Annotated in this window: 25 protein-coding genes, 7 tRNA genes and 1 pseudogene; 20 read left to right on the top strand and 13 right to left on the bottom strand. The window is 72.2% G+C overall.

The window, feature by feature from the left end:
• Window positions 1-497 (top strand): phosphotransferase family protein (locus PV410_RS14275; RefSeq protein ID WP_500324481.1); only part of this gene is annotated, 497 nt, incomplete at its 5' end.
• Window positions 498-504: 7 nt separating this feature from the next.
• A complete protein-coding gene (locus PV410_RS14270; protein WP_499510831.1) occupies window positions 505-795 on the top strand; it encodes a TFIIB-type zinc ribbon-containing protein in 291 nt (96 codons plus the stop codon).
• Window positions 796-836: 41 nt separating this feature from the next.
• Here the strand turns inward: PV410_RS14270 and PV410_RS14265 are convergent.
• The 5 genes from PV410_RS14265 to PV410_RS14245 all read right to left on the bottom strand — a co-directional run bounded on the left by PV410_RS14265 (window position 837) and on the right by PV410_RS14245 (window position 1,300).
• A tRNA-Val gene (locus PV410_RS14265) sits at window positions 837-911 on the bottom strand.
• Window positions 912-934: 23 nt separating this feature from the next.
• A tRNA-Val gene (locus PV410_RS14260) sits at window positions 935-1,006 on the bottom strand.
• Between the two features lie 47 nt (window positions 1,007-1,053).
• A tRNA-Val gene (locus tag PV410_RS14255) sits at window positions 1,054-1,125 on the bottom strand.
• Window positions 1,126-1,129: 4 nt separating this feature from the next.
• Window positions 1,130-1,200, bottom strand: a tRNA-Cys gene (locus PV410_RS14250).
• 27 nt (window positions 1,201-1,227) lie between these two features.
• Window positions 1,228-1,300, bottom strand: a tRNA-Gly gene (locus tag PV410_RS14245).
• Window positions 1,301-1,502: 202 nt separating this feature from the next.
• Between PV410_RS14245 and PV410_RS14240 the strand changes: the two genes are divergently transcribed.
• The 4 genes and pseudogenes from PV410_RS14240 to PV410_RS14225 all read left to right on the top strand — a co-directional run.
• Window positions 1,503-2,570 (top strand): chorismate-binding protein, encoded by a 1,068-nt coding sequence (locus PV410_RS14240; RefSeq protein WP_500324479.1) that lies wholly within the window; start codon window positions 1,503-1,505, stop codon window positions 2,568-2,570.
• Window positions 2,557-3,420 carry an aminotransferase class IV gene (locus PV410_RS14235; protein ID WP_500324478.1) on the top strand — a complete coding sequence of 288 codons (864 nt, stop codon included), beginning with the start codon at window positions 2,557-2,559 and terminating at the stop codon, window positions 3,418-3,420. The genes PV410_RS14240 and PV410_RS14235 overlap by 14 nt, the downstream gene beginning before the upstream one ends.
• Window positions 3,421-3,485: 65 nt before the next feature.
• On the top strand, window positions 3,486-4,328 hold the full coding sequence (locus tag PV410_RS14230; RefSeq protein ID WP_500324477.1) for a GNAT family N-acetyltransferase: 843 nt from the start codon (window positions 3,486-3,488) through the stop codon (window positions 4,326-4,328).
• A 422-nt stretch (window positions 4,329-4,750) separates the two neighbouring features.
• Window positions 4,751-4,996, top strand: a pseudogene (locus tag PV410_RS14225) (transposase); the annotation flags it as partial.
• Window positions 4,997-5,131: 135 nt separating this feature from the next.
• Here the strand turns inward: PV410_RS14225 and PV410_RS14220 are convergent.
• The gene (locus PV410_RS14220; protein WP_500324475.1) at window positions 5,132-5,638 is read right to left on the bottom strand and encodes a DsbA family protein; all 507 of its coding nucleotides are present in this window, start codon (window positions 5,636-5,638) and stop codon (window positions 5,132-5,134) included.
• Between the two features lie 126 nt (window positions 5,639-5,764).
• Between PV410_RS14220 and PV410_RS14215 the strand changes: the two genes are divergently transcribed.
• Both PV410_RS14215 and PV410_RS14210 read left to right on the top strand, forming a co-directional pair.
• Window positions 5,765-6,211: a hypothetical protein gene (locus PV410_RS14215; RefSeq protein ID WP_500324473.1), complete on the top strand. Its 447-nt coding sequence runs from the start codon at window positions 5,765-5,767 to the stop codon at window positions 6,209-6,211.
• Between the two features lie 143 nt (window positions 6,212-6,354).
• Window positions 6,355-6,489 (top strand): hypothetical protein, encoded by a 135-nt coding sequence (locus PV410_RS14210; RefSeq protein WP_499510825.1) that lies wholly within the window; start codon window positions 6,355-6,357, stop codon window positions 6,487-6,489.
• Here the strand turns inward: PV410_RS14210 and PV410_RS14205 are convergent.
• Both PV410_RS14205 and PV410_RS14200 read right to left on the bottom strand, forming a co-directional pair.
• A complete protein-coding gene (locus tag PV410_RS14205; RefSeq protein WP_499510824.1) occupies window positions 6,468-7,052 on the bottom strand; it encodes a CGNR zinc finger domain-containing protein in 585 nt (194 codons plus the stop codon). The genes PV410_RS14210 and PV410_RS14205 overlap by 22 nt on opposite strands.
• A 156-nt stretch (window positions 7,053-7,208) precedes the next feature.
• A complete protein-coding gene (locus PV410_RS14200; RefSeq protein WP_003959770.1) occupies window positions 7,209-7,622 on the bottom strand; it encodes an SsgA family sporulation/cell division regulator in 414 nt (137 codons plus the stop codon).
• 190 nt (window positions 7,623-7,812) lie between these two features.
• On the opposite strand from PV410_RS14200, the gene PV410_RS14195 reads away from it, so the two are divergent.
• The 6 genes from PV410_RS14195 to PV410_RS14170 all read left to right on the top strand — a co-directional run bounded on the left by PV410_RS14195 (window position 7,813) and on the right by PV410_RS14170 (window position 12,357).
• Window positions 7,813-8,286, top strand: a complete 474-nt coding sequence (locus PV410_RS14195) for a TIGR02611 family protein (RefSeq protein WP_500324471.1) — start codon at window positions 7,813-7,815, stop codon at window positions 8,284-8,286.
• Window positions 8,287-8,348: 62 nt separating this feature from the next.
• Window positions 8,349-8,420 (top strand) — tRNA-Val (locus tag PV410_RS14190).
• Window positions 8,421-8,643: 223 nt separating this feature from the next.
• On the top strand, window positions 8,644-9,924 hold the full coding sequence (locus tag PV410_RS14185) for an extracellular solute-binding protein (RefSeq protein ID WP_500324470.1): 1,281 nt from the start codon (window positions 8,644-8,646) through the stop codon (window positions 9,922-9,924).
• A 32-nt stretch (window positions 9,925-9,956) separates the two neighbouring features.
• Window positions 9,957-10,916: a carbohydrate ABC transporter permease gene (locus PV410_RS14180; protein WP_500324504.1), complete on the top strand. Its 960-nt coding sequence runs from the start codon at window positions 9,957-9,959 to the stop codon at window positions 10,914-10,916.
• Window positions 10,913-11,770, top strand: a complete 858-nt coding sequence (locus tag PV410_RS14175) for a carbohydrate ABC transporter permease (protein WP_500324468.1) — start codon at window positions 10,913-10,915, stop codon at window positions 11,768-11,770. The genes PV410_RS14180 and PV410_RS14175 overlap by 4 nt, the downstream gene beginning before the upstream one ends.
• Before the next feature lie 5 nt (window positions 11,771-11,775).
• Window positions 11,776-12,357, top strand: a complete 582-nt coding sequence (locus tag PV410_RS14170; RefSeq protein ID WP_500324466.1) for a DUF624 domain-containing protein — start codon at window positions 11,776-11,778, stop codon at window positions 12,355-12,357.
• Between the two features lie 540 nt (window positions 12,358-12,897).
• Here the strand turns inward: PV410_RS14170 and PV410_RS14165 are convergent.
• Window positions 12,898-15,243, bottom strand: coding sequence for an SCO7613 C-terminal domain-containing membrane protein (locus PV410_RS14165; protein ID WP_500324464.1), 2,346 nt, complete (start codon window positions 15,241-15,243; stop codon window positions 12,898-12,900).
• 80 nt (window positions 15,244-15,323) lie between these two features.
• On the opposite strand from PV410_RS14165, the gene PV410_RS14160 reads away from it, so the two are divergent.
• Window positions 15,324-15,800, top strand: a complete 477-nt coding sequence (locus tag PV410_RS14160; RefSeq protein WP_500324462.1) for an SRPBCC family protein — start codon at window positions 15,324-15,326, stop codon at window positions 15,798-15,800.
• A gap of 38 nt (window positions 15,801-15,838) precedes the next feature.
• Window positions 15,839-15,910, top strand: a tRNA-Val gene (locus PV410_RS14155).
• A gap of 47 nt (window positions 15,911-15,957) precedes the next feature.
• On the opposite strand, the gene PV410_RS14150 is transcribed toward PV410_RS14155, so the two are convergent.
• On the bottom strand, window positions 15,958-16,698 hold the full coding sequence (locus tag PV410_RS14150; RefSeq protein WP_500324460.1) for an exonuclease domain-containing protein: 741 nt from the start codon (window positions 16,696-16,698) through the stop codon (window positions 15,958-15,960).
• A 172-nt stretch (window positions 16,699-16,870) separates the two neighbouring features.
• On the opposite strand from PV410_RS14150, the gene PV410_RS14145 reads away from it, so the two are divergent.
• From PV410_RS14145 to thrS, 3 genes are all read left to right on the top strand, one after another.
• Window positions 16,871-17,437 (top strand): DUF4365 domain-containing protein, encoded by a 567-nt coding sequence (locus PV410_RS14145; protein ID WP_499510816.1) that lies wholly within the window; start codon window positions 16,871-16,873, stop codon window positions 17,435-17,437.
• Window positions 17,437-18,624 carry a hypothetical protein gene (locus PV410_RS14140; RefSeq protein ID WP_500324458.1) on the top strand — a complete coding sequence of 396 codons (1,188 nt, stop codon included), beginning with the start codon at window positions 17,437-17,439 and terminating at the stop codon, window positions 18,622-18,624. Before PV410_RS14145 ends, PV410_RS14140 begins: the two co-directional genes overlap by 1 nt.
• 133 nt (window positions 18,625-18,757) lie before the next feature.
• Complete coding sequence (thrS, locus tag PV410_RS14135; protein ID WP_499510814.1) at window positions 18,758-20,740, top strand: threonine--tRNA ligase; 1,983 nt, start codon at window positions 18,758-18,760, stop codon at window positions 20,738-20,740.
• A gap of 37 nt (window positions 20,741-20,777) precedes the next feature.
• Here the strand turns inward: thrS and PV410_RS14130 are convergent, their stop codons facing one another.
• A complete protein-coding gene (locus tag PV410_RS14130; RefSeq protein WP_500324456.1) occupies window positions 20,778-21,452 on the bottom strand; it encodes a potassium channel family protein in 675 nt (224 codons plus the stop codon).
• 66 nt (window positions 21,453-21,518) lie between these two features.
• Between PV410_RS14130 and PV410_RS14125 the strand changes: the two genes are divergently transcribed.
• The gene (locus PV410_RS14125) at window positions 21,519-22,079 is read left to right on the top strand and encodes an HIT family protein (protein ID WP_499510812.1); all 561 of its coding nucleotides are present in this window, start codon (window positions 21,519-21,521) and stop codon (window positions 22,077-22,079) included.
• Window positions 22,080-22,143: 64 nt separating this feature from the next.
• Here PV410_RS14125 and PV410_RS14120 read toward each other — a convergent pair whose 3' ends face one another.
• Together PV410_RS14120 and PV410_RS14115 are read right to left on the bottom strand one after the other, a co-directional pair.
• Window positions 22,144-23,787, bottom strand: a complete 1,644-nt coding sequence (locus tag PV410_RS14120) for an AbeC-like domain-containing protein (protein WP_500324454.1) — start codon at window positions 23,785-23,787, stop codon at window positions 22,144-22,146.
• Window positions 23,788-23,966: 179 nt separating this feature from the next.
• On the bottom strand, window positions 23,967-26,171 hold the full coding sequence (locus PV410_RS14115) for an elongation factor G-like protein EF-G2 (RefSeq protein ID WP_500324452.1): 2,205 nt from the start codon (window positions 26,169-26,171) through the stop codon (window positions 23,967-23,969).
• Between the last annotated feature and the right edge of the window lie 158 nt (window positions 26,172-26,329).

Below are 26,329 nucleotides of genomic sequence, written 5' to 3'. Positions count from 1 at the left end.
ACCCGGCGGTGCTCGCCGCCTGGCGCGGCCTGCCGCCCTGGGCGCGCGGCGAGGCCCCGCAGCCGCGGCAGGTGCTGTGCCACGGCGACCTGCACATGGGCCAACTGGTGCGCCACCCGGCGCCCGACGGGCCGTGGTGCCTCATCGACGTGGACGACCTCGGGCTCGGCGAGCCCGCCTGGGACCTGGCCCGGCCGGCGATGTGGTTCGCCGCCGGGCTGCTCGACCCCGCCGACTGGGGCCGCTTCCTCGGCGCGTACCGCGCCGGCGGCGGCCCCGCCGTTCCCGCGGACGGCGACCCGTGGCCGCATCTCGACGTGGCGGCACGGGCGTTGGCGGTCCAGACCGCGGCGACAGCCGTCGCCAAGGCCGCGCAGGAGGGCCGCGCACTCGACGGGACGGAACGTACCGTCCTCGATACGTGCCGCCGAATCGCGGAAGTAAAGTGCAGTCCTACGCCGGGGGAGGACCCCCGGCCGGCGCGAACGAGGAGATGAGCCGACGATGCTCTGTCCCAAGTGTCATGGCCCGATGCAGACGTTCACCCGCAGCGGCGTCCAGATCGAGCAGTGCGGCAACTGCCGGGGGATCTTCCTGGACTACGGGGAGCTCGAGGCGCTGACCCGCATGGAGTCGCAGTACGCCCAGCCCGCCCCGCCGCCGCCCGGTTACCCGCAGGCGTACCCGCAGCAGCACGCCGCCCCGGCCTGGGGTGCCCCGCACGGCGGGCACCACGGGGGCCACCACGGCCACCACAAGCAGCAGAGCTGGGCGCACATGCTCTTCTCGTCATGACACGACCGAGGGCCGGAGCGAACGCTCCGGCCCTCGGCTGCTGGTGGACGATACTGGGATTGAACCAGTGACCTCTTCCGTGTCAGGGAAGCGCTCTCCCGCTGAGCTAATCGTCCTCGGTACTGCGGGTGGTGCAGCGTGCGCGATACTGGGATTGAACCAGTGACCTCTTCCGTGTCAGGGAAGCGCTCTCCCGCTGAGCTAATCGCGCTCGGTTCCCCCGTGCCGAAGCGTCGGGGAAGGCCCTCCCGGGCCCAGTGGACGATACTGGGATTGAACCAGTGACCTCTTCCGTGTCAGGGAAGCGCTCTCCCGCTGAGCTAATCGTCCTCAGAGGTGGAGACGGGATTTGAACCCGTGTAGACGGCTTTGCAGGCCGTTGCCTCGCCTCTCGGCCACTCCACCAGCGCGGGGGCGGTGACCCCCACTTCGAGCGGACGACGAGATTCGAACTCGCGACCCTCACCTTGGCAAGGTGATGCTCTACCAACTGAGCCACGTCCGCAGTGTCTCCCCCGGAGCTCGCACCCGGGCGGGACCTCCGCCGATGCGCTTGCGCGTCCCGGCGACGAGTTGAACTCTAGCGGATTACGGCTCCGCCACCAAAACGCGTTTCCGCAGCGTGCCGGGTCGGTGACCAGCGCATCTCGTTCGTCGGCGCCGACTTAGACTCGCACTCGCCCCACCGGACCGACCTGGGAAGCCCCGTGCCCGACCTCGAGCCCCTCGCCAGATTCGGCGGCCTCGTCGCCTCCGACCTGCGGGATGTCACCACCGACCCGGCCGCGCTGGACTCCTCCGGCTTCTGGGCGGTGGTCGCCGGCTTCGAGGGCGACATGGTCTGCGCGCGCTTCGGGAACGTCCGGCCGGAACCTGCCGCGGCCGCCCCCCGCCGGCTCTGGAAGGGCCCCGCCCGCGGCGACTGGACGTCCTCACTGGACCGCGCCGGGTACACCGCCGGAGTGCGCCGCGTCCGCGAGTACATCGCGGCCGGCGAGGTCTACCAGGCCAACCTCTGCCGGGTGCTCACCGCGCCGCTGCCCGAGCCGGACGCCGACGTCGACGCCCTCGCGGCCGTCCTCGCCCGCGGCAACCCCGCCCCGCACGCGGGAACGGTCCGGCTGCCCGCGCACGGCATAGAGGTGGCCAGCGCCTCCCCCGAACTCTTCCTGCGCCGCCGCGGCGAGGTGGTCGAGTCCGGACCCATCAAGGGCACCGGCCGCACCGAGGCCGACCTGCTGCCCAAGGACCACGCCGAGAACGTCATGATCGTCGACCTGGTCCGCAACGACCTCGGGCAGGTCTGCGCCACCGGCACGGTCACCGTCCCCGACCTCTGCGTCGTGGAGAAGCACCCCGGCCTGGTCCACCTCGTCTCCACCGTGCACGGCGAACTGCGCGAGGGTGCCGGCTGGGCCGCGCTGCTGGACGCCGCGTTCCCGCCGGGCTCCGTCACCGGCGCCCCCAAGTCCAGCGCCCTGCGCATCATCGCCGAACTGGAGACCGCCCCCCGCGGCCCCTACTGCGGCGGCATCGGATGGGTCGACGCCGACCGCGGCACCGGCGAGCTCGCCGTGGGCATCCGCACCTTCTGGATCGACCGCGCCGCCCCCGGCGGCCCCGTGCTGCGCTTCGGCACCGGTGCCGGGATCACCTGGGGCTCCGATCCCGAGCGGGAGTGGGACGAGACGGAACTGAAGGCCTCCCGGCTGCTGGCAGTAGCGTCGGGTACGTACGACTCGAACGAAGGCGAACGGAACCATGGGGCAGAGTGACACCGTGAGCACGACCACCGCCGGCGCGATCTGGGTCAACGGCGCGCTGCGCGAGACCGACGAGGCGTCCGTGTCCGTCATGGACCACGGCCTGACCGTCGGGGACGGCGTCTTCGAGACGCTCAAGGCCACCGGCGGCACCGCCTTCGCGATGGACCGCCACCTGCGCCGGCTGGCCCGCTCCGCGCGCGGCCTCGGCCTGCCCGAGCCCGACCTGGACGAGGTGCGCCACGCCTGCGAGGCCGTCCTCGCCGCCAACCCGGCGCCCCACGGCCGGCTCCGCGTCACCTACACCGGCGGCACCTCGCCGCTCGGCTCCGAGCGCGGAACCACGGGCCCCACCCTGGTCGTCGCCCTCGGCACCGCGACCGTCCGCCCCGACACGACGGCCGTCGTCACCGTCCCCTGGACCCGCAACGAGAAGGGTGCCCTCGCGGGGCTCAAGACGACCTCCTACGGGGAGAACGTCGTGGCCCTGGCCCGCGCCCACCAGCACGGCGCCTCCGAGGCGCTCTTCGCCAACACGCAGGGACGCCTCTGCGAGGGCACCGGCTCCAACGTCTTCGTCGTCCTCGGGGGCAAGCTGCTCACCCCGCCGCTCGCCTCCGGGTGCCTCGCCGGGATCACCCGCGAGCTCGTCATCGAGTGGGCCGGCGCCGAAGAGGCCGACCTGCCCTTCGAGGCCCTCGCCGAGGCGGAGGAGATCTTCGTGACCTCCTCGCTCCGCGACGTCCAGGGCGTCCACCGGGTCGACGACCGCGAGCTGGCCACCGGGGCCCGCCCCGGCCCGGTCACGGCCAAGGCGATGCGGGTCTTCGCGGAGCGGTCCGTGGAGCACCCGAACCCCTGAGCCGGGGCGGTCCCGGGTGGTTGAACCCGTGACGTAACCGCGGCGACCCGGTAGAACTCCACACCATGACCACCACCCTGCGCCCGGCCGAGCCCGAACAGCGCTGGCGCGGCGGAGTACGCGCCCGCCGCTTCCACGTCTGTGTCAACGGGCGCCCGGTGGGGGAGACCACCCTGTGCACCGACGCCCGGTTCGGGCCCGAGGTCGGACGCATCGCCGCACTGCGGATCGACCCCGACCAGCAGCACCGCGGCCGCGGCACGGTCGCGGCCCTCGCCGCGGAGGAGGTCCTGCGGGGATGGGGCTGCCGCCGCATCGAGGTCTCGGTGCGGACGGAGGACGCGGCCGCGCTCCGGCTCGCGGGCGTGCTGGGGTACGTCGTCCGCAACCGGAACATGCTCAAGGCGCTGCCCGACGCGCCGCCCGCGCTGCCCGACGGCAGCGTCGTGCGGCCCATGACGGAGGCGGAGTACCCGGCGTGGGCGGCCCGCAGGCGGGACGAGTACGTCCGGTCCTGGACGCGGCGCGGCGTGCCCGAGGAGCAGGCCCGCGCCAAGGCCGAGGCGGACGACCTGGCCGCCCTCCCCGAGGGGCTCGGGACGCCCGGCGCCGTGCTGAGGGTGCTGGAGGTCGGCGGAGCCGGGGAGGCCGGGCAGGTGGTGGGGGAGCTGTGGGTGGGGCACAGGGACGAGGCCACGGGGTTCGTCTTCGACGTCCACGTCGCCGAGGGGCACCGGGGCCGGGGTCACGGGCGCACGCTCATGCTTGCCGCGGAGCGGGAGTGCCTGGCGGCGGGGCTGCGGTGGATCGGGCTCAACGTCTTCGCCGGGAACGAGGCGGCGGAGGGGCTCTACGGGGCGCTGGGGTACGGGGTGACGGAGGTGCATTTGGCGAAGCCGCTTCTCTGAGTGCCCGGGGGTGTGGAGGTTGCGGCCGGTTGTGTGCGGGTTGTCTGCGCCTGCGGCGGGCGTCCCCCGCCCTCCCTCCCCCCAACCTTCGACCGGGGGGACCCCCATGGGCGCACCCCGCCACACCCCCTCCGGTCGTGTGCGCGACTGACTGTGAGGATGTGGGTGGCATCGCCTGGGTGGTCTGACCCGGCGACTGACTGACGCTGCGGCTGTCCTGCGGTCGAATCGTCGGCTGCGTAGGCGGTGTCGTCCTGCACGGGCCGGTCGGGCTTCGGTGACTTCATAGGAGCCCGGCCAAAGGTCCCATCACAGTCTTGTCCCGCCGCCTGACCGGCCCGTGCCGTCCCCCTCACGCATGGCACGGAAGGACGGCAGTTCCCAGGATGGCAGAACAGCTATCGGTGATCGGCGGCGTGCGTTCCGGCCGCACCAACCGCCATCGCCTCAATCGCGGCGGCGACCGTCAGGCCAACAACGCACTCCACGTGATCGCCCTGGTCCGCATGCGCCATGACCCCCGCACCCAGGCCCACGTCATCCGCCGCACCAAAGAAGGCATGTCCAAAAAGGACATCCTGCGCTGCCTCAAACGCTTCATCGCCCGCGAAATCTACAAACACCTCCAACGACCCACAGCACCCCCAGCCCTCCTCCAGACCCCTTGACGTCTATAGGAGCTTCGGCCGGACGAGGTGGGGGTTGTGGGAAGTCGTTCCGCAAGGCATGAGGGGCCTCCCGGCCGAAGGCTGGCGGAGGGTTGGCACACCCCCACCACCGGCGTGCACACGCCAGGATGCCGGTTACCGGCCCAGGGCGGCGTCCGCGAGGGACTCGATGCGGGTGCGGAGGCCGTCCTGGGACGTGCCGCCGTCGAGGCGTTCGCCGGAGATGACGTAGGTGGGGGTGCCGGTGACGCCGATGGCCTTGCCTTCGGCCTGGTCGGCGTCGACGATGAGGAGGTGCCGCCCGTCGACGAGCGCCGTGTCGACCTCTTCCGCGTCGAGGCCCAGGTCCGCCGCGATCTCGACCAGCAGTGCCTCGCCGCGCTCGCCCAGCTCGTCCGTGCGGGCGAGGACCGCCTCCGCGTACTCCCAGCCGCGGCCCTGGGCGAAGGCCTCCTCCGCGGCCTGGGCGGCGGCGTAGGCGTGCTTGTGCTTCTCCAGGGGGAAGTGCCGCAGCTGGATCTCCAGGGCGTCGCCGTACCGCTCGCGCAGGGCGTGCAGGTCGGTGAGGGCGGTGGCGCAGTCGGGGCACTGGAGTTCGCACCAGTACTCGAGGACGACGGTGCGGGGAGTCGCTTCGTTCATGGGGCCAGTCTCCCACCGGGGGAGGAGCCGTCCCGGAGATCACCCTGAGGTTGCCGCCGGGCCGTGGCCCGCAGGCGGGGGACGGGTGCACGATGGAGCGAGCAGACCATTTCGGAGGAGCTCCGCATGCTGACCTCGACCGTGTGTGTCGCGCTGTCCGCGGCGGGCCTGGCGATCGCCCTGCTCACCGCCTACCGGCGCAGGTTCCGCAGGGCGACGATGATCGCGGCGGTGGCGCTGCTGCCCGTCGGCCTGTACATGACGGGACTGGTGTCGCTGGCCGGGACCGTCGTCCGGGCCGTCGCCGACTGGGCGGCGGACCTGGTGTTCAAGCCCTCGGTGTGGGCGGGCTTCGGCGTGCTCGCCCTGTCGGTGGTGCTGTACTTCGTCGCACGGGTATCGGGGCGCCGCAAGGGCGTCGCGGAGGCGAGCCCGCGCCGGGAGGTCGCGTCGGGCGCGGGGGCGCCGGCTCTGGAGCAGGGGAAGAAACCGGTCCCGAAGGCGGCGAAGACCGATCCCGACCTGGCCGAATTCGGTGAGATCGAGGAGATCCTCAAGCGCAGGGGGATCTGAGCGGCGTGTTGGTGGCAGGGGGTGGCGGGGTTACGTCATCATCGCCCTGGCGGACCTCAACTACCGCCCCCTGAGCGGGATTTGGTGTGTCCGGGGGCGTACGGTTGTGCGAGTTCGCGTCCCTCCGAGCACACCGTAAGGCCATGGAAGCCCAAGCAGACGACGACGAGCCCCGCGGCTGCCTGTTCGCGCTTTCCCAGCCGCCGCTCATGCTCTTCCTGACCGTGATCGGCAGTCTGCTCGCCTTCGGCGGGCTCTATGACCTCTGGCCGTTCTGAGCCGGCACGGCGACGGCCTCGCGGCGGCGCGCCCGGTAGGCGGCGACGTGGAGCCGGTTGCCGCAGGTGCGGCTGTCGCAGTAGCGGCGTGAGCGGTTGCGTGACAGGTCGACGAAGGCGCGCCGGCAGTCCGGGGCGTCGCAGCGGCGCAGCCGTTCCCGCTCCCCGGCGACGAGGAGGAAGGCCAGGGCCATCCCGCAGTCGGCGGCCAGGTGGTCGGCGAGGGAGGCGCCCGGGGCGAAGTAGTGGACGTGCCAGTCGTAGCCGTCGTGGTCGGTCAGCCGGGGCGTGGTGCCGGCCTCGGCGACGAGCGAGTTGACCAGCGCCGCGGCCTCGGGCGTGGCGGGCGCGGAGAAGACCTGGGCGAAGAGCTGCCGTACGGCGCGCACCGCGACGAGGTCGTCCTCGTCGAGCGATCCCACGTCGCTGATCTCGTTGCGCTCCACGAAGGCGCGCAGCGCCGCGAGGTCGGCCAGACCCTCGCGGCCGTCACTCTCCGGTGTGGTGTTGATGAGATCCACCACGCAGTCGAGTGCGCACCTGGTGTCATGGTTGATCAGCACGGAATCGCTCTCTCCCTGGCCTGGTGGGTCGGGCGTTCCGGTGACTTTAGCGCGAGAGCCGTCGTCGTGGAGCGTGCTGCTCCCCGACGACGGCTCCGGCAGGTCGGGTCCGCGCCGTACCCCCGAGATGCGTACGGCGACGGACGGTCGGTGGACTCAGCTCTCGGCGAGGATGTGCGAGAGCTCGGTGTCCAGGTCGAAATGACGGTGTTCGGTGCCGGGGGGCACCGCGGCGTCGGTCCGCTTGAGGAACGACTCCAGGGCCCGCGCCGGGGCCTCGAGCAGCGCCTCCCCCTCCGGAGAGCTGAGGGCGATGCACACGACGCCCTGGCCGTGACTGCGGGACGGCCAGACCCGGACGTCGCCGGTGCCGGTGGGCCGGTGCAGACCTTCGGCGAGCAGGTCGCGGGCGAAGACCCATTCGACTGTCTCCTCGGCACCGGTGTGGAAGGTGGCGTGCACGGCGTAGGGATCGGCCGTGTCGTACCGCAAGCCCGCGGGTACGGGCAGTGACGATTCGCTCGACACAACGAGGCGCAGGTGCAGCTCGCAGCTGACCGTGGTGTTCATAAGCGCCAGGGCCTTTCGCTCAGTGTGCGCTCGGGGATTCGCACGTCGGCGAAATCGACATGCCACCTGCGGGGACGTTGTAAACCCCTCTGACGGGTTTGTGAGGGTTCCGGTACCTCGTCCGGCCGAGTTCTTTTCCTCCCCGGCGAGCCATTCCGGTGACGAAGTGGCTTCGGGTAAGTTTGGGAGCATGACTGCGGAGAGTGACGAGCGGGAGGTGGCCGTGGCCATGGATCCCGCGACCGTCGACAACGGGGACGGCGGGGACGTGGAGCCCGAGGGCTCCGAGCGCCCGCTGGGGTCGAGGGCGCCACGTTTCATCCGGCGCTCCCGCGCGCTGCACGTGAGCTGGCAGGTCGGGGTCTTCCTGGTGGGTCTGGCGATCGTCGGGACGGGCGTGGTCCTGCTCCCGCTGCCGGGACCCGGCTGGGTGGTGATCTTCGCCGGCATGGCCGTCTGGGCGACCGAGTTCGTCTGGGCCCAGCTGGTGCTGCGCTGGACGAAGCGGAAGGTGACCGAGGCGGCACAGAAGGCGCTCGACCCGAAGGTGCGGCGGCGGAACCTGACGCTGACCGCCATCGGGCTGGTGATCATCGGCGTCCTCCTGGGGTACTACCTCTGGCGTTTCGGCTTCGTGATGCCGTGGAAGGCCGACCTGCACTGAGGGCGCACCGTCCGCGATGGTCGGGGCACCCGCTGACATGCGGTAATGTTGTTCCCGCACCGGGGCGATTAGCTCAGCGGGAGAGCACTTCGTTCACACCGAAGGGGTCACTGGTTCGATCCCAGTATCGCCCACCCGGACCGAGGGCCCGGAAGCCGAGAGCGGCTTCCGGGCCCTCGTCGTCGTATCCGGCGGTGGTGCCGTGCCAGTGAGCACGGGAAGCGCTTTCCGTCATTCTCCGCCCTAACCATTGACGCCTCGGCAGGGTCTCCCTACGGTTTCTCGGCAAGCGCTTGCCTTAATCGTTTCAGGCCCTCCGCTGGACGCGGGGCGGCGTCTGCCCGAAGGGGGCATGTCGTGGGCGTTCGACGGAGTGTGCGCGGGCCGTGGGGCCTCAGGGCCGCCGGGGCCGCGGTCGCCGCGCTGGCGCTGCTGGCGGCCGGCTGCGGGGGCGGCGGCGACCCGGACGGCGGGACCGTGACCATCCGCTACTCGTGGTGGGGCGCCCAGGACCGCGCCGAGCTGATCCGGAAGACGATCGCGCTCTTCGAGAAGGACCACCCGCACATCAAGGTCAAGACCGACTTCGCCGAGTACGCCGACTTCTGGAGCAAGTTCAACACCCAGGCCGCCGGCGGCAACGCCCCCGACGTCTTCCAGAACTCCGTCGCCTTCCTGCGCAAGTACGGCGAGAAGGACCTGCTGCTCGACCTGAACACCCAGGTCAAGGCCGGCAACCTCAGCATGGACGACTTCCGGGCCGGCCTGGAGAAGGCCGGCGAGGTCGACGGCAAGCTGCTCGGCGTCCCCGTCGGCGGCAACACCTTCGCCCTGGTCTACAACCCCGGGGCCTTCGAGCGCGTCGGCGTCACCCCCGCCGCCGGCTGGACGTGGGACGAGTTCGACGCCGCCGTCCACAAGATCAGCGCAGCCGAGGGCGACCTCTACGGCGCCAGCGACAACGGCGGGGTCATGTACCTGTACGACCTCTACCTGCGCCAGAACGGCACGGCGTTCTTCACCGCCGACAACGAGCTCGGGTTCACCGAGGCCGACCTCAGGCAGTGGTGGGGCGACCACTACGCCGACAACGAGGCGGGCGACCTGGTCCCGGCCAAGAAGAGCGAGCAGATCAAGCCCAAGTCCTCGGTCAGCGGCGACCTTTCCGCCGCCGAGTTCACCTGGGACAACTTCATCGTCCGCTACGCCGCCGAGACCGGCACCAAGCTCGCCCTGGCCCCGGTCCCGACCACCGACGGCACCAGGACCGGCCAGTACATCTCCTCGCTGATGCTCAGCGGATCGGCCCGCACCCAGCACCCCGAGGAGGTCGCGGAGTTCATCGACTTCATGGTCCACGACCCCGAGGTCGGGAAGATCATGGGCTACAACCGCGGCGTCCTGCCCACGCACGCCCAGTTCGACGCGTACCGGCCGACCGGCGTCGACGCGCAGATCGCCGCGTACGAGAAGTCCGTGACCGGGGTCATCGAGCCGATCACCCCGCACCCGGCGGGCGCAGACGTCGCGGAGGCGGCCTTCCTGCGGATCTACGGCGACGTCGCCCTGGGCAAGACCTCGGTCGACGACGCCGTCACACAGTTCTTCGGCGAGGCGAAGACCGCGCTCGGCTCCTGAGGGGACATCCCGTGACGCGCACCCAGACCGCCGTGCCGGATGTCGCCGAGCGGCGCCGCACCCCGCAGGACCGGCCCCCGGAAGGCCGGCGGCGGGGACGCCGGGAGACCCTGGCCGGCTACCTGTTCCTGACCCCGTGGTGCGTCGGCGTCCTGCTGCTGACACTGGGCCCGATGCTCGTCTCGCTCTACCTGGCCTTCACCGACTACAACCTCTTCGACTCCCCGAAGTGGACCGGGCTGAGGAACTTCCGCGACATGTTCGCCGACGACCGCTGGTGGCGCTCGGTGCGGGTGACGCTGGAGTACGTACTGGTCGGCACCCCGCTCAAGCTCGCCGCCGCCCTCGCCGTGGCACTGCTGCTGGTCAGGCCCCGTCGCGGCCAGGGCTTCTACCGCTCCGCCTTCTACGCCCCGTCGCTGATCGGGGCGAGCGTCAGCATCGGCATCGTGTGGCGCTCGGTCTTCCAGGACGACGCCGTCGTGGACCGTGCGCTGCACCTCGCCGGCTGGGACGTCGGCGGCTGGGTCGGCGACCCCGACTGGTCGCTGCCCACCCTCGTCACCCTGACCGTCTGGCAGTTCGGCGCCCCGATGGTGATCTTCCTGGCGGGGCTGAAACAGGTGCCGCGGGAGCTGTACGAGGCGGCGGAGGTCGACGGGGCCGGGGCCTGGCGGCGGTTCCGCTCCATCACCCTGCCGCTGATCTCGCCGGTGCTCTTCTTCAACCTGCTGCTCGAACTCATCCACTCCTTCCAGGTCTTCACCTCGGCGGTGGCCCTCGGCGGCAGCGGCGGCGGGGTCGGCGGCCCGGCCGACTCCCTGCTCGTCTACACCTGGTACCTGTACGAACAGGGCTTCCGCAACCTCCGCATGGGCTACGCGTCCGCCATGGCCTGGATGCTGATGCTGGGCATCGGCCTGCTGACCGCGCTGCTGTTCCGCACCCAGCGCAGCTGGGTCCACTACGAGGACGGGACGGACGCCCGATGACCCCCGCCGCCACGGCCCGCCGCCGCACGGCACGCACCCTCGCCTGGCACGCCGGCGCCCTCACCCTGCTCGCGGTGATCCTCTACCCGGTGGTGTGGCTGGTCGGCGCCTCGCTCAAGCCCGGCGACGAGATCGTCGGCAGCCTGGAACTGCTGCCCGGCCGCCCCATCGCCGACAACTACCGGCGGCTGACCCGCGGCATCGCCGACATCCCCGTCTCCACCTTCTTCACCAACTCGCTCGTCCTGGCCGTCGGTTCGGTGGTGGGCGTGCTCATCTCCTGCTCGCTGGCGGCCTACGCCTTCGCCAGGATCCGCTTCGCCGGGCGCAAGCTGCTCTTCGCGGTCATGATCTCGACGCTGCTGCTGCCCTTCCAGGTGCTCATCATCCCGCAGTACGTGCTCTTCCAGAAACTCGGCCTGATCAACACTTACGTTCCGTTGCTGCTCGGGAAATACCTCGCCGCGGACGCGTTCTTCGTCTTTCTCATGGCGCAATTCATGCGCAATCTCCCGCGGGAATTGGACGAGGCGGCGCGCCTGGACGGCTGCGGACATCTGCGCGTCTATTGGAGCATCGTGCTCCCTTTGTGCCGGCCCGCCCTCATCACGAGCGCCATCTTCACGTTCATCTGGTCCTGGAACGACTTCATCGGGCCCCTGCTGTACCTGAACGAGCCCGACAAGTACACGGTCTCGCTCGGGCTGAAGATGTTCATCGACCAGGACAGCGTGGCCGACTACGGCGGCATGGTCGCCATGTCGCTGGTCGCCCTCCTGCCCGTGCTCCTCTTCTTCCTGGCCTTCCAGCGCCACCTGGTCGAGGGAGCGGCCACCTCCGGACTGAAGGGCTGAGGCCGATGGCGTTCGGCGGTGCCCGTACTGCGGTGGGCCGGTTCGCGCTGTTCGCCGAGTGCCTGCTGACCGGGGTGTGGCTGGTGGCCGCCGCGCTGCCGCTGGTCACCGCGCTGGCCGCGTTCGCCGCCGCCTGCAAGCACCTGCGGCGGCACCTGGACGGAGAGCGGTCCACGTGGCGCGACTTCATGGCGGAGACCGCGGCCGCGACCCGCGCCGGGTGGCGCTGCACGCTGCTGTGGTGGGGCGGGCTCGCGCTGCTCGGGCTCGACCTGGCGGTGGCCCGTTCCGGGATGCCCGCTGGGGGAGCGTTCACGTGTGCCGGTGTCCTGGCCGCGGTCGTCCTCGTGGTGACGGGGATTCGCGCGGCTGCGCTCTGGCGGCCCGGGGAGAGCGGCCGGGGTGCGGCCGGCCGTGCGGTGCGGCGCGTCGTGGGCGACCCCGGGGGGACGCTGCTTCTTGTGGGCGGGGTGGTGGTGGTCGGGGTGGCCGCGTGGATGCTTTTGCCGCTGGGGGCGGTGGCGTTGGGGTGCGTGGCGGGGGCGGCGGTGGCGGTGGAACGCGGTTCCTCTGCCGGTGCGTTGTGATGGCGGGTGGGGGTGCTCCTTGCGGCCCGTTGTTGTGTGCGGGTTGTTTGCGCCTGCGGCGGGCGGTTTCCCGCCGCCCGCCCTCCCCCAGCCTTCGGCCGGGGGGACCCCCATGGGCGCACCCCGCCACACCCCCTCCCGCTGTGTGGGCGCATGACGGCCGGTGGGGGATGAGTGAGGCACTTGCGGCGACCCCGGACCGGTTTCTGAACCCCCACCGGCCGTTGGCCGCCCGCGATAGGGCGGGGGAGGTGGGGGCACCCCCGGCCGAAGGCTGGGGGGGAGGGTGGGCGTTCTGGACGCTGACGTGTATGTGTTGTGCGGCACGGACGGCACGACCTGGACCGCCCGTCATGCACATAAATATGCGGTCCAGAATGCCCAGCCCCGGAGGCCCCGACCCCGGCCCACTACGTACCGCGCGAGGCCCGCACCAACCGCGCCGGGCAATCGGGCGGGCGGCGGGGAAACCGCCCGCCGCAGGCGCAAACGAGCCGCGCACAACCACCGGGCCCGCAACCACAACCCACCGGCACATTCTTAGCGGAGGCGCCCCAGTGCGTCCCGCACGCGCCGGACGTCGCGCAGACGGCGCTCGTACGTCGCCCCGACCCCGAGCAGGAGGACGCCCGCCAGGGCGAGCGGCACCCAGCGGGGGACCGCGCCGAGGGCCTGGGCGATGTAGGGGGCCAGTTCGTGCAGCGCGTCGAGCGCGAGCACGCCCGCCCCCAGCAGGAGCGGCGCCGCCAAACGGTGGCGGGCACCGAGGAGCATCACGGCGAGCGAGGCCGCGCCCAGGGTCAGGGGGCGGACCCAGCCGGGGTCGCCCCAGACGGCGGCGAGGCTGGGCAGGAGGGTCGCGCAGAGCCCGGGGGCGTAGGCGGCCCAGGACGAGGACGTGGGGTCGCGGCGCCGCCGCAGGGCTCCGACGGCCAGGGCGGCGACCGTGACGGGGAGGGTGTACGCCTCCGGGACGTGGACGTCGGACGCCGCGAGGCGTACCCAACTCGCCACGATCATCAGGCAGGTCGCGACGTAGCCGAGCCACCGCCGGTCGGCCCGCAGCGCCGCGACGGCCGCGGCGAGGACACCTGCGAGGGCGAGGGCCAGGGCGAGGAGTGCGGGGTCGTCGGCGACGAGGCCGATCGTGAGGAGGGCCGCGGCGTGGCCGGGGTGCTCGAAGGGGTGTCCGGCGGCGCGGAAAGCGGCGGCCTGGGCGGTCGCGGCGATCGCGAGGAGGGTGAACGCGGCCGCGTGGGCGGGCAGTCCGGTCCAGGCGAGGCCCGCCGCGCAGGCGACCACCGCGGCGGCGCTCACCACGCGGGTGCGCGGGGCCACGACGTACAGCGCGCCGAAGCAGGCCAGCAGCACGGCGAGCACGGTGAGCGTCGTCGTGGGCTCCGGGTGGGCCCACGCGACGGCCGTCACGGCGAGCCCGCAGGCGCTCACCAGGGCGGTCCAGGTGAGCGCCCGGGCCGACAGCGCGAGCAGGGCGGCCACGACGACGAGCCGTACGGGCAGCGGACCGGGAACGCACACGGCGACCGCGGCCGCCACCAGGGCGCCGGAGGCGGCGAGCGGGCCGTACGGGGTGGCGCGGTGCAGCCGCGCCGCCGTGGCCAGTTCCGCCGCGAGCAGGCCGGCCACGGCGACCGCGCCGTACCGGCCCTCCCACGCGTCGGGCGCGACCACGCCCACGATCAGCGAGGGCAGCGCCCACAGCAGGGCGAGGGCGTGCACGACGGCGGCGCCGGCCGCGAGACCGGCGGCCACCGTGCGGAGGCGGGCCGGGACGGCGAGGGCCGCCGCGCCGAGCACGACCGCCGCGCACGCCAGGTACCCCGGCACGATCCAGTCGCCGGGCACGTCCGACCGGAGGATCCCGCCGGCCGCGCCCACGACTGCGAGCGCCGCGACCCCGGACAGGATCCCCGACACGGTGGCGGGCACCGAGGGCCGCAGTGCGACGGTGAGCGCCACCGCGGCGGCGCCCAGCAGCAGTACGCCCGCGCGCAGTGCCGCTCCGCCGTCGTCGGCAGAGACGGAGAGCCCGCCCGCGGTGAGCAGCGCGCCCAGACCGACGGCCGTCCCGGCGACGGCGGCGGTGATCCGCGTCCCGCGCCCGCCGGTGAGGAGGGCGACCGCCGCGTCCAGCGCGGCCGTGACGAGCAGGGCGGCCGCGAGCCCGTACGCCGACTCCGCGGCCGACGCCCACAGCGCCAGGGGGAGTTGACCGATCACCACGGCGAAGGGCACCGGCAGCACGAGCCGCCCGAGCGCCTTCCCGTACCCGGCCCAGAGCGCGGCGACGACGGTCAGGGACACCGCCGCGAAGCGCAGCCCGTCGGCGCCGGGGAACGCCACGCGGTGCAGCGCGTACACGTCGAGCAGCAGCAGCACGAGGCCGAGGCAGGCGACGACCTCGGCCGTGGCGGTCAGCGTGCGGCGCAGCAGCAGTACGGGCACTCCCGTCGCCGCGAGGGTCAGCGCGCCCAGGACGGCGGCACGTCCGCCGATGCCGAGGTGGCCCCAGCTGATGACGGTGAACGCGATCGCGGCGACCGCCAGCAGCACACCGCCCAGGGCGAGCAGCAGGTTCTGCACCGCGCGGGGCGACGTCTCGCGGCGCGGCGGGGCACCCCACGGCGTGCCCCACGGCGCCGGCGGGTACGGCGGCCGCAGCTGCGCCAGCAACTGCCCGCGGCGCGCGATGAGGCGGCCGCGTTCGGCGTCCAGCCGCAGGAGGGCGCGGTCGGTCTCGCGCAGTTCCTCGGCGACCGGCCCGACCAGGGGCAGCGCGCAGCGCGGGCACGCGGGCGGCGCCGTCGCGGGCAGGTAGGTGCCGCACGCGGGACAGCGGTCGTGCGGCGGGGGCATCGTCTCCATGGCTCGGAGTGTGGCGCGGCCCACGTGCGCGGGCATGCGCGCCGGTACTCAGATCCGCGCTGAGTACGCACACTGGCTCCATGGACTGGAGCCGTTACCGCTTCCGCAGCCTGTGGCGGATCGCCGCCCCGCCCGAGGCCGTGTACGGCCTCCTGGAGCGCCCGCACGAGTACCCGGTCTGGTGGCCCCAGGTCCGCGAGGTGCGGCAGACCGGCGAGACCGCCGGCACCCTGCGCTTCCGCTCGGTCCTGCCGTACGACCTGTTCGTCACCGCGCACCAGACCCGCCGCGACCCGCGCGCGGGGGTGCTGGAGGTGGCGATGTACGGGGACCTGGAGGGGTGGGTGCGCTGGACGGTCGGCGCGGACGGGGCGGGCGGCGGCACCCGGCTGGTCTTCGAGGAGGACGTGATCGTCAACAAGCCGCTGATGCGGCGGCTGGCCGTCCCGTGCCGGCCGCTGTTCCGTGCGAACCACGCCCTGATGATGCGGCAGGGGCGGCGGGGCCTGTCCGCCCGGCTGCGCGCGGAGGGGGCACCGGGCCGGGAAGCCGTTTGAACGCAGCCGCCCGCGCCCTGTATTGTTCAGGTCGTCCCGGGCGATTAGCTCAGCGGGAGAGCACTTCGTTCACACCGAAGGGGTCACTGGTTCGATCCCAGTATCGCCCACCGTCACGAAGGGCCGGTCCATCACGGACCGGCCCTTCGGCGTGTGCCTAGGCCGCCGGTTCCTCGGGGGCCCGCGCGGGTGTCGGCCGCAGCGGCCAGGCCGGGTCGACCCGGTCGTCGGTGCCGCTGCGGGCGAACCACGCCTGCAGCCCGCGGGCCTGGCCGGCGTGCCAGAGGGCCTGGCGGGCGTGGAGTTCGGCGGGCGGCACCCCGCCGATCCGTGTGGCGAAGCGGTGGCCCAGCACCCGTACGAGCGCGAGCGCGGCGAGGGCGTCCGCCGCGGCGTCATGGGCGTCGGTCAGCACCACGCCGTAGTGCGCGCAGAGGTCGGTGAGGGTGCGGCGGCCCTTGCGGTAGCGGTCGAGGTGCTTGTCCAGGACCCGGGGGTCGAGGACGCGCAGCGGGCCGCGGACCAGGTAGGCGTCGAGCGCCATGCCGCGGTGGCGCTTCAACTCCCGGTCGAGCAGCGTCAGGTCGAAGGGTGCGTTCATCACCACGAGCGGCACGCCGGCCGCGGCCTGGTCGGCCAGCGCGCGTGCCAGTTCCTCCATCACCGGGCCGGGACGGCGTCCGTTCGCCCGGAGGTAGTCGTCGTCCAGCCCGTGCACCGCGCGGGCCCCTTCGGGCACCGGGACCCCCGGGTCCACCAGCCAGCGGGTCGTCCTGGCCGGTATGCCGGGGGCGTCCTCGACCACCAACGCGGCCGAGACCACCCGGTCGTGTTCCACGTCGACCCCCGTGGTCTCCGTGTCGAAGGCGGCCAGCGGGCCGTCGTACCAGTGCGGCATGGCGCACCTCCCGTGCGGATCGCAGGATGCGGGCGGCCGGCGGCCGCCCTTACGGTACGTACCCGTGACCGCACGTCACCGAACCGCAACGGTTTGCGACTTGTCGCTGGTGGGGATGAAGAGGGCAACGGGGATCACTAGGATTCCCGCGCCCGGAAAGGCACGGAGAGCGATGGCGCTCGAGCAGCCCGGCCCGGGTGGGCTGCTGTCCGAACCGAACGCACCGTTGCGCGGCGGACTCGCCACCACCAGCTGCATGGAAACCCTCCAAGTGGGATATCTGCACGCGGTGGCGGCGGCCGCCGGTTGTTCGCTCGCCCAGCCCTTCCCGGACAACGGCATCGACTGGCACATAAGCCACAGTTCGCACGGCCACGGTGTGGACGACGAGGTCACGATCAAGGTGCAGCTCAAGTGCACCTACCAGGTCGCCCCGCGGCCTCCCGGTCCGACCTTCGGCTTCACCCTGGAGAACGAGCACCTGGTGAAGCTGGCCCGGACCCCGGTCTCGGTGCACAAGATCCTCGTGGTGATGCTCGTGCCGCGCACCCAGGAGGAGTGGCTGCGTGCCGGCCACGACCGGCTGGAGCTGCGGCACTGCTGCTACTGGACGAACCTCGCCGGTCACGCCGCGACCGGCAAGCGCAAGACGACCGTGCGGATACCCACCGCGCGGATCTTCGACGACCGGGCCCTGTGCGAGATCATGACGCGGGTCGGGGCGGGAGGGAGGCCCTGATGAGCCGGACGGCAGACGACGCACTCGTCCCGCCCGACCCCGAGCGGGTCGACCCCGGCGTCCTCGTCGCGCTGCTCGTCCGCCACGGCTGGCGGCGGCGTGGCGGCGCCCCGGGCCGCTACACACGCTGGACGCCCCCGGGCGAGCCTGAGTCCGCCGCCCGGACCAGCCTCCTGGTGCCCGAGCGGCGTACCGCGGGCGCCCGCTACGCCGACCACGCCGAGCTGCTGGGCGAGGCCCTCGACGCCCTCGCCCGCTGCGGCGAGCCCTCGGCGCGCGAGGTGCTGACCGCGCTCGCCGTCCCCGGCGACGAGATCCACTGGCACCAAGAGCTGCCGCCGGCCGCCGGCGCGGCCGTGCCGTGGACGGCGGCGGAGCAGCTGCGCGCGGCCGCCCGCGCCATGCTCATGTCCGCCGCCCGCGCCGAGCGGGACCGCTTCGGCTACTTCGGCGCGCGCCACACCGGGCACGCCAACGCCTTCCTGGAGCAGGTGCTGGTCGGTGCCGCGCCGGGGCACCAGCTCACCGCGTACGCGCCGGTCCCCGAGGGCCGCCGCACCGTGACCACGCTGCTGCGCGCGCTGCAGGCGGCCCGGGACGCCGTGGACTACCAGCGGACCACCGGCGGCATGGAGGCCTTCGACGCGGCGGTGGGCCTCGGCGTCTGCCACGAACTGGCCGACTCCCTGATCCGGATGGTGCGCGGCACCGAGGGCGTGGTGGTCACCCTCGCCTGGGCCCCGGCGGCCGGGCCGCCCGTGGGGTTCGCCAGGGTGCCGGAGCCGGTCGAGTTCTCCCCTGGCGACCTCCCCGCGCTGGAGGCCGCCAGTGAGCGTTACGTGCGCGAGGAACCCTCGGTCGACGTGCGCGTCACCGGCACCGTCACCCGGCTGCGCCGGCCGCGCCCCTCCGGGGGCGGCAGCATCCGGCTGCGCGTCCTGGCCGGTGCGGACGTCCGCCAGGTACGCATCCGCCTGCCCGAGGAGGGGTACCGCATCGCGGCCCAGGCGCACCTGGTCGGGCTGCCGGTCCGGCTCTCCGGGCGGCTGGAACGGCGTACCGGCTTCCGCCACCTCACCCACCCGTCGGCGCTGACCCCCGTCCACGTCGACGAGGCCGACCGCGACCGGCTGATGAAGGCCCTGCACGGCGGCGTCGACACCTTCGAGGACTCCTTCGGCGGCTGACCGGGGGGCGCACCGGGCGGGGGCCCCCGACGCCGGGGGCCATCGCTTCGCGGGGCACCCGCCCGGCTCGGTAGGATTCACCGGTGCAGCTTTCCGCTGCCGGACCCAGTGGGACATACGTCAGGAGAGACCGGTGTCAGACGTCCGTGTGATCATCAAACGCGATTCCGATGAGCAGGAAGAGCGGCTGGTCACGACGGGCACGACGGCCGCCGAGCTCTTCGACGGCGACCGCACCGTCGTCGCCGCGCGGGTCGGGGGCCAGCTGAAGGACCTCGCCTACGAGGTCGCCGACGGCGACGAGGTCGAGCCCGTCGGGATCGCCAGCGAGGACGGCCTCAACATCCTGCGCCACTCCACCGCGCACGTGATGGCCCAGGCCGTGCAGGAGCTTTTCCCGGAGGCCAAGCTCGGCATCGGCCCGCCGATCAAGGACGGTTTCTACTACGACTTCGACGTCGAGAAGCCCTTCCACCCCGACGACCTCAAGCGCATCGAGAAGAAGATGCAGGAGATCGTCAAGCGCGGCCAGCGCTTCTCCCGCCGTGCCGTCGGCGACGACGCGGCCCGCGAGGAACTCGCCGACGAGCCCTACAAGCTGGAGCTGATCGGCCTCAAGGGCTCCGCAGCCGAGGCCGCCGAGGGCGCCTCCGCCGAGGTCGGCGCCGGCGAGCTGACCATCTACGACAACCTGGACGCCAAGACCGGCGAGCTGTGCTGGAAGGACCTCTGCCGCGGTCCGCACCTGCCCAGCACCAGGTTCGTCCCGGCGTTCAAGCTGATGCGCTCGGCCGCCGCCTACTGGCGCGGCAGCGAGAAGAACAAGCAGCTGCAGCGCATCTACGGCACCGCCTGGCCGTCCAAGGACGAGCTCAAGGAGTACCTGGATTTCCTCGTCGAGGCCGAGAAGCGCGACCACCGCAAGCTCGGCTCCGAGCTCGACCTGTTCTCCATCCCGGAGCAGATCGGCTCGGGCCTGGCGGTCTTCCACCCCAAGGGCGGCATCGTCCGCCGGGTCATGGAGGACTACTCGCGCCGCCGGCACGAGGAGGAGGGGTACGAGTTCGTCTACACCCCGCATGCCACCAAGGGGAAGCTCTTCGAGACCTCGGGCCACCTGGACTGGTACGCCGACGGCATGTACCCGCCCATGCAGCTCGACGAGGGCGTGGACTACTACCTCAAGCCCATGAACTGCCCGATGCACAACCTGATCTTCGACGCGCGCGGCCGCTCGTACCGTGAACTGCCGCTGCGCCTGTTCGAGTTCGGCACCGTGTACCGGTACGAGAAGTCGGGTGTCGTGCACGGCCTCACCCGGGCCCGCGGTTTCACCCAGGACGACGCGCACATCTACTGCACCAAGGAGCAGATGGCGGACGAGCTCGACAAGACGCTCACCTTCGTCCTCAACCTGCTGCGCGACTACGGCCTGACCGACTTCTACCTGGAGCTGTCGACCAAGGACCCGGAGAAGTTCGTCGGCTCCGACGAGATCTGGGAGGAGGCCACCGAGACGCTGCGGCAGGTGGCCGAGAAGCAGGGCCTCCCGCTCGTCCCCGACCCGGGCGGCGCCGCGTTCTACGGTCCGAAGATCTCCGTCCAGGCCAAGGACGCCATCGGCCGCACCTGGCAGATGTCGACCGTGCAGCTCGACTTCAACCTGCCCGAGCGCTTCGACCTGGAGTACACGGCGGCGGACGGCACCAAGCAGCGCCCGGTCATGATCCACCGCGCGCTCTTCGGTTCCATCGAGCGCTTCTTCGCGGTGCTGCTCGAGCACTATGCGGGCGCCTTCCCGGCATGGCTGGCCCCCGTCCAGGCGGTCGGCATCCCGATCGGCGACGCGCACGTGTCCTACCTGCAGGAGTTCGCCGCCGAGGCGAAGAGGAAGGGCCTGCGCGTCGAGGTGGACGCCTCCGCCGACCGGATGCAGAAGAAGATCCGCAACGCGCAGCGCAGCAAGGTGCCGTTCATGGTCATCGTCGGCGACGAGGACATGGCGGCGGGCTCGGTCTCCTTCCGCTACCGGGACGGCTCGCAGAAGAACGGCATCCCGCGCGACGAGGCGATCGCCGAGATCGCCAAGGCCGTCGAGGACCGCGTCCAGGTCTGAGCCGCCGGAACGACGCACGGCGACGGGCCCCCGGAGGTCAGCCCTCCGGGGGCCCGCCCGCGTCCGGCCGCTCGTCGGCACGGCGGAAGCTCTGCGTGAGCCAGGCCGAGAACGACCCGACGACCGCGCCGATCAGGACGACGCCCAGGAACATCACCCCCACCGCGATCACCCGTCCGCGCACCGTCACCGGCACGAGGTCGCCGTAGCCGGTCGTGGTGATCGTGGAGCACAGCCACCACACCGACTGGCCGTAGGTGCGGATCTGCGCGCCGGGCGCGTTGTGCTCGTCCGCGTACACCTGCAGGCTCGCCGCGAAGCCGAGGAGCAGCGCGCTGAGCCCCGCGTACCCCATCACCCGGGCCTCCAGGGAGAACCGCGGCTGCTTGTGGAGGTCCTGGACCCTCCCGTAGATCTGCAGCAGACGCAGCGGGCGCAGCAGCGGCAGGACCACCACGACCAGGTCGAGCCAGCGGCGGCGGACGTAACTCCAGCGGTGGGGCGCGACGGCCACCCGGACCAGGTAGTCCAGCACGAAGAGTCCCCAGGTCACGACGGTGACCGTCAGCAGCAGGTCGGACCATTCGGGCGGCAGGTCCGGGACGAGCACGCGCACCGCGTACGTGACGAGGAACACCAGGGACGCGATGGACAGCGGCACACTGCCCCGACGCTCCCACTCCCGCAGCCGCCGGTCGTCATCCATGGGCATGGAGCCAGCATCGTGCCCCGCACGCGGGAGCGCCCCCGGCGACACGCAGGGCCGGGACGACGCCATATGCTGCAAGGCATGACGAGTGAGCCGGAACTGCAGAACGGAGTCGGGACGCAGGACGCGTTCCAGCGCCTGTGGACGCCGCACCGCATGGCGTACATCCAGGGCGAGAACAAGCCGACCGGCCCAGGGGCCGGCGACGGCTGCCCCTTCTGTGCGATTCCGGAGATGAGCGACGAGGACGGGCTCGTCATCGCGCGCGGCGACGCCGTCTACGCGGTCCTCAACCTCTACCCGTACAACGGCGGCCACCTGATGGTGGTGCCCTACCGTCACGTCGCGGACTACACCGACCTCGACGGGCCGGAGACCATCGAGCTCGCCGAGTTCACCAAGCGCGCCATGGTCGCGCTGCGCTCGGCCTCGGGCGCGCACGGCTTCAACATCGGCATGAACCAGGGCACCGTGGCGGGCGCCGGGATCGCCGCGCACCTGCACCAGCACGTGGTGCCGCGCTGGGGCGGCGACACCAACTTCATGCCGGTGGTCGGCCACACCAAGGTGCTGCCGCAGCTCCTCGCCGACACCCGCAAGATGCTCGCCGACGCCTGGCCGGCCGGCTGACCCGGTCCGTCCCGCCGACCGGGCCGGGGCCGGGCGGCGCGCGGGCCGTCCGCCCCGGGGCCCGTCAGTAGACGTCGGCCTCGCTGGGCGAGGCGTCCTGCACCATGTTGCTCAATATGCCCGAGCGGTTGTTGAACTTCGAGACGTCCACCCCGTTCTCCTCCATGACGGTGATGGCCGCGGAGTGCACCGCCCGCAGCACGGGGGTGGCGGCGCGCAGGGCGTCGTCGGCCATGAAACGGTGGTTCCAGGGCTGTGAGGCCCAGCTGTGCCGCAGACCGAAGGGCTCGGGCAGGACGATCTTGCCGCCGAGGTGGTCGAGCACCTGGGGGAAACGGGTCAGGGGGGCGCGGGCGGCCAGCCGCACCACCTCGTCGCTCGTCACGAGCGGCAGCTGCACCTTCTTCGTCTCCCAGAACTTGACCGGGTGGGCTATCTCCTTCTCCTTGGCCTCCGGTGCCGTGGTGAACAGGGAGTGCACCGGTCCGAGCGCGTGCCCGGTCACCTCGATCCGCAGCGTGCTCGCCAGCACGGTCACGGTGACCATCATGGTGATCACCAGCTGACCGTCCCAGACCACGAACTGCAGACCCAGGTAGTGCCGGTTGCCCTTGTCGAACTGCTGCTCGTTGCAGATCCGCTGGATCTCGAAGTCGCGGACGGTGTAGCCGTCGACGTCGGAGCCGGTGGGCCGGGTGATCTTCTTGGCGCCCTCGCCGACGTGGGAGACGACCCAGTGCTGTATCAGCGGCTTGGGGAAACCACCGGTGTGCAGCGGGCCGCGCTGCAGGCCGCGCAACTTGCCGTGGATCACCTTGATGACGTCCCAGCTGCGGAAGGGGTGGATCTCGCTCAGCCCTTCGCGGGGCGTCAGCTCCTCGGCCATGTGCCAGGCGCCCCACCGGGCGCCCATGCCGAGCACGCCCTTGGGGCCTTGGTAGAAGACCACGTTGCTCTGCTGCTCGGCGGAGAGCTTGGCCAGGCTCTGGCGCAGCTTCTCGGCCCGGGTCTGGTTGGGGTTGCGCGGCACGGCCTCGGGGATCTTCGCGCCGACGCCGCTGCCCGAGACCAGCCCCGCCCAGCGTTCGCGCAGGTCCTTGGCGGTCTGCTCGCAGAGCCGCTTCGCCCAGAACCAGCCGAGGACCGGGGCCACCATCATCACCCGCAGGTACTGCGACCAGAAGCCGGTGAGCGGCGGGTTGACGACGAAGAGGACGGCGAAGAAGCCGACCACGAGCAGCACCACCGAGCCGAGCAGCCCTGCCCGGGAGCCCTCGGACCTCCGTACGAGGGCCCGCAGTTGGAAGGCGCCCAGCCAGACCAGCATCCCGGGCAGGAAGAGCAGGCCGAACACGACCATCACGGCCGTCAGCTTGTTGTCGCGCTCCTGGCGGATCCGGTTGGCGGCCAGGCAGTGCTCGACGACGGTCTGCGGCTCCGCGCCGAAGGACTGCACCAGCTCGTTCCGGGAGGCGCCCAGCATCCGGTTCTGCACGGCGCGGGCGAAGGCCTCGCCCAGGTTCGCCTGCAGCAGCTTGACCTTCGCCTCCTTGACCGACGACTTGCCCGCGTCGGCCGTGGCGAGGGCATCCATGGGACTGTCGCGGTACGCGGCCGACGCGAGGGCCTGGGTGGCCCCCGTCTGCCCGTCGACACCGCTCAGCGGTATCTGCGCGCCCGGGCTCAGGAAGTCGAAACCGTCGGTCACTGCCGCCCCCTTCTGGTCCCCGCCCGTGCGGACGTGAACCCGCACGGCCCTTTCCCCGGTCGCGGCACCGGCACACCTGCGAGGCCGCCCACCCAGCGTATACGGGGGGTGTGACGTGCGTCATCGGCCCGGCGGAAGAAGATCGTTCCGCCGGGCCGCCAACGTCCCCCGTACGGGGGTTACTTGCCGGACTCCTGGGCGTGCTGCTCCCTCAGCTTCTGCGCCAGCTGGGGCGGCATCGGCTCGTGCCGGGCGTAGCTGCGGCCGTACCGTCCGGTGCCGTGCGACAGCGACCGCAGGTCGACCGCGTAGCGCCCGATCTCGATCTCCGGTACCTCGGCCCGCACCAACGTGCGTCCCAGGCCGACCGGTTCGGTGCCCAGCACCCGTCCGCGGCGCCCGGACAGGTCGCTCATCACCGGCCCGACGTACTCGTCCGGCACCATGACGCGGATCTCGCTGACCGGTTCCAGCAGGTGGATGCGGCACTGCGTGGCCGCCTCGCGCAGGGCGAGCGCGCCCGCGGTCTGGAAGGCGGCGTCGGAGGAGTCCACCGAGTGCGCCTTGCCGTCGACCAGGGTGATGCGGATGTCCTCGACCGGGAAGCCGAGGGCCACGCCCTTGGCGGCCTGGGCGCGGACGCCCTTCTCCACCGAGGGGATGAACTGCCGCGGTACCGCGCCTCCGACGACCTTGTCGACGAACTGGATGCCGGAGCCGACCGGCAGCGGTTCGACCTCGATGTCGCAGATGGCGTACTGGCCGTGCCCGCCGGACTGCTTGACGTGCCGTCCGCGCGCCGTCGACTTCTCGCCGAAGGTCTCGCGGAGCGCCACCTTGTGCGGCACGGCGTCGACCTGCACGCCGTAGCGCGTGCGCAGCCGCTCCAGCGCCACGTCCATGTGGGCCTCGCCCAGGCACCACAGCACGACCTGCCGGGTGTCGGGGTTCTGCTCCAGCCGCATCGTGGGGTCCTCGGCGACGAGCCGGGACAGGCCGACGGAGAGCTTGTCCTCGTCGGCCTTGCTGTGCGCCTGGATCGCGACCGGCAGCAGGGGGTCCGGCATCAGCCAGGGCTCCATGAGCAGCGGGTCGTCCTTGGCGGAGAGCGTGTCGCCGGTCTCCGCGCGGGTCAGCTTGGCGACGCAGGCCAGGTCGCCGGCCACGCAGTGCGGCACCGTCCGCTGCTGTTTGCCGAAGGGCGAGGACAGGGCGCCGACGCGCTCGTCGACGTCGTGGTCCTCGTGGCCGCGGTCCTCCAGGCCGTGGCCGGAGACGTGGACGGTCTCGTCGGGGCGCAGGGTGCCGGAGAACACCCGCACGAGGCTGATCCGCCCCACGTACGGGTCGGAGGAGGTCTTCACGACCTCGGCGGCCAGCGGTCCGTCCGGATCGCAGGTGAGCTGCGCGTGCGACGTCCCCTGGGGCGTGCTGACCTGGGGGACCTCACGTTCCAGCGGCGTCGGGAAGCCGCCGGTGACCAGTTCCAGCAGTTCCACGGTGCCGATGCCCTGCTTGCAGCCCTCCGCGGCCGGCGCGGCGGCCAGCACGGGGTGGAAGGAGCCGCGCGCCACGGCACGCTCCAGGTCCTGGACCAGCGTCTTGAGGTCGAGCTCCTCGCCGCCCAGGTAGCGGTCCATGAGGGTCTCGTCCTCGCTCTCGGCGATGATCCCCTCGATCAGCCGGGCGCGCGCGTCGTCCATCGCGGGCAGCTGCGCCTCGTCCGGCGGGCGCTCCTCGCGCTTGCCGGAGGAGTAGTCGTAGACCCGCTGCGACAGCAGGCCGATGAGCCCGGTCACGGGTGTGTGGCCGTCCGCGGTCTCCTCCCCGTGGAGCGGGAGGTACAGCGGCAGCACCGAGTCGGGGGAGTCGCCCCCGAAGGCCTCACGGCACGTCTCGGTCATCTCCTCGAAGTCGGCCCGTGCCGCCTCCAGGTGCGTGACGACGACCGCACGCGGCATGCCGACCGCCGCGCACTCCTCCCAGACCATCCGGGTGGCGCCGTCGACGCCGTCGGCCGCCGAGACGACGAAGAGGGCCGCGTCCGCTGCCCGCAGACCGGCCCTGAGTTCCCCCACGAAGTCGGCGTACCCGGGGGTGTCCAGCAGATTGATCTTGATTCCGTCCCACTCCACCGGTACCAGCGAGAGCTGTACCGAGCGTTGCTGACGGTGTTCGATCTCGTCGTGGTCGGAGACGGTCCCGCCGTCGGCCACGTGTCCGGCGCGGTTCACCGCCCCTGTCGCCAGGGCGAGCGCCTCGACCAGCGTCGTCTTCCCGGAGCCACTGTGGCCGACCAGCACCACGTTGCGTACATCCTGGGGCCGGCCGGCCGCCAATGCCCTTCCGGCGGCTCCCGGACCTGCGTCTCTCCTGTCGCCCATGTGCCTCGCCTCCCGGTCCGTCACGGCATGGGGACTGGCGCCACGGGAGACCACCCGCCCAGGGCGGTCTGCAGTGACGCCCGCGGTAATTCGACCTTCCCACGCCCGTCACGGTGCGTCCATACGTCGTACGTGCCGCGGTAGGACGGGAGCCACGG

The sequence above is a fragment of the Streptomyces sp. PA03-5A genome, from assembly GCF_033792725.1.
GTDB lineage: Bacteria > Actinomycetota > Actinomycetes > Streptomycetales > Streptomycetaceae > Actinacidiphila.
Note: the sequence above shows the minus strand (reverse complement) of the source record. Positions and strands in the feature narration are given on the sequence as shown.